Raw genomic sequence first — 1,877 nt, 5'->3', positions numbered from 1 at the left:
GCGGTTCATGGCTGCTCCTCAGGCGTGTGCCGCTTCGGGAAACCAGTCCCGCGTCCGGTTGGCAAAGGCGACCAGCGAGAGCATCACGGGCACCTCGATGAGCACGCCCACGACCGTGGCGAGCGCTGCGCCCGAGGAAAGCCCGAAGAGGCTGATGGCCACGGCGACTGCGAGCTCGAAGAAGTTCGAAGTGCCGATCATGGCCGCCGGCGCAGCGACATTGAACGGTAGTTTCAATAAGCGAGCCAGTGCGTAGGCAATGGCGAAAATTCCGTAGCTCTGTATCAGCAGCGGAACGGCAATGAGTGCGACGCGAATGGGATTGGCGATGATGGTCTCCGCCTGGAACCCAAAGAGCAGCACGACGGTCAGAAGCAGCCCCACAATCGATGCGGGCTTGAGCCGGTTGGCGAGCTTGTCGATCGATTCCGGCCGATCCAACTGGATGAAATGCCTGTGCGTCAGGACGCCCGCGCCCAGCGGGATGACCACAAAGACGAAAACGGAGGCAAACAGGGTCTCCCATGGCACCACCAGATCGGTCACCCCGAGCAGGAAACCCACAATGGGCGCAAAAGCGACGACCAGGATAAGGTCGTTCACCGAAACCTGCACCAGGGTGTAGTTGGCATCGCCGTCTGTCAGGTGGCTCCAGACAAAGACCATCGCCGTGCAGGGCGCAGCGCCCAGCAGGATCATCCCGGCGATGTACTGCTGGGCGTCATCGACCGGGACCAGATTCGCAAACACATGTTCAAAGAACAGGATGCCCAGCGCGGCCATGGTGAAGGGCTTGATGAGCCAGTTGACCACGAGCGTAAGGGCAAGTCCCTTGGGCTTGCGGCCGACATCCTTGAGGCACGAGGGCTCGACCTTGAGCATCATCGGATAGACCATCAGCCAGATCAGCACTGCGACAACAAGGTTGACGCGCGCCCATTCAAGGCGTGAAACGATCTCGAAGATTCCCGGCGCAATCAGGCCCAGGCCCACGCCGGCTGCGATGGCAAGCGCCACCCATAGCGAGAGAAAACGCTCAAAAATTCCCATGGATCAGTTGCTCCCGCGAAACGATTGTTGATTCGAGTGGGCGACGAGGCCCTCTACAGCGAGGCCACCAGCATCCGCAGTCGCCTCAGCTTGCCGGGATCGACGCAGTAGCAGGTACTCGGTCCCTTGATCTCGCCGATGATCAGGCCCGCGTCCTTGAGAACTTTCAGATGCTGGGAAACCGTCGACTGTGCCAGTGGCAGCTCGTCGACGATTTCGCCGCAGACGCAGGCGTTCTTTTCGATGAGGAGCCGCAGAATCTGAAGCCGCGCCGGGTGCCCCAGCGCCCGGCACATGATCGCCAGTTCGCTATCAGACTCCGGGCCGCCCAATTCCAAGGCGGTCTCTTGAGGGCTTTGTGGAGGGCAGCAACCATCGATGGATTGTAGCCTGGGCGTGCTCATAATCGTAAAAATACGATTTAGCGCGCCTGCTGTCAAACGGCAATTTTGTGAACGATTTCAGCGATCTCTTCGGCCAGCGCCGGGGCGGCGGTCAGGCCCGGGGACTCGATTCCGCGCAGGCTCAAAAACCGACCGCCGGGGCCCAGGCGCGCGATCTCGAAATCGGCGGAGGGCTCGCCCGGATCGGTGAGTTTGGGGCGGATTCCGGTGTAGCCAAGGCGGAGGTCGCTCTCTTCAAGCGCGGGCAGTAATCGTTGCGCCGACTGCAAAAAGGCGCCCGGGCCCTCGCGATCCGATTCGTAGTCGTCCTTGCTCGCAATCCACCGCGCGTTGGGGCCGACGAGCAGTTCGCCCGCGGGGGTCGGCGTGAGGTGCACGCCAAGGCCCGCGAGCGTATTGCCCGGCACGGGATAGACGAGCCGG

The 1,877-nt window shown here is 61.9% G+C and carries 3 protein-coding genes; all 3 read right to left on the bottom strand.

Translation table 11 applies throughout. The annotated features are described in order from the left end of the window. Nucleotides 1-18 precede the first annotated feature (18 nt). Nucleotides 19-1,050, bottom strand: a complete 1,032-nt coding sequence (gene arsB, locus KDH09_15715) for an ACR3 family arsenite efflux transporter (GenBank protein MCB0221145.1) — start codon at nt 1,048-1,050, stop codon at nt 19-21. A 53-nt stretch (nt 1,051-1,103) separates the two neighbouring features. After that, nucleotides 1,104-1,454, bottom strand: a complete 351-nt coding sequence (locus KDH09_15710; GenBank protein MCB0221144.1) for a winged helix-turn-helix transcriptional regulator — start codon at nt 1,452-1,454, stop codon at nt 1,104-1,106. Between the two features lie 32 nt (nt 1,455-1,486). Beyond that, on the bottom strand, nt 1,487-1,877 hold a 391-nt coding region (locus tag KDH09_15705; protein MCB0221143.1), incomplete at its 5' end, for an FAD-dependent oxidoreductase.

The organism is Chrysiogenia bacterium (assembly GCA_020434085.1).
GTDB lineage: Bacteria > JAGRBM01 > JAGRBM01 > JAGRBM01 > JAGRBM01 > JAGRBM01.
Note: the sequence above shows the minus strand (reverse complement) of the source record. Positions and strands in the feature narration are given on the sequence as shown.

Bases quoted from the DNA above. Each gene is read 5' to 3' on its own strand.
- KDH09_15710 (MCB0221144.1), bottom strand. From the start codon at position 1,454: ATGAGCACGCCCAGGCTACAATCCATCGATGGTTGCTGCCCTCCACAA.
- arsB (MCB0221145.1), bottom strand. From the start codon at position 1,050: ATGGGAATTTTTGAGCGTTTTCTCTCGCTATGGGTGGCGCTTGCCATC.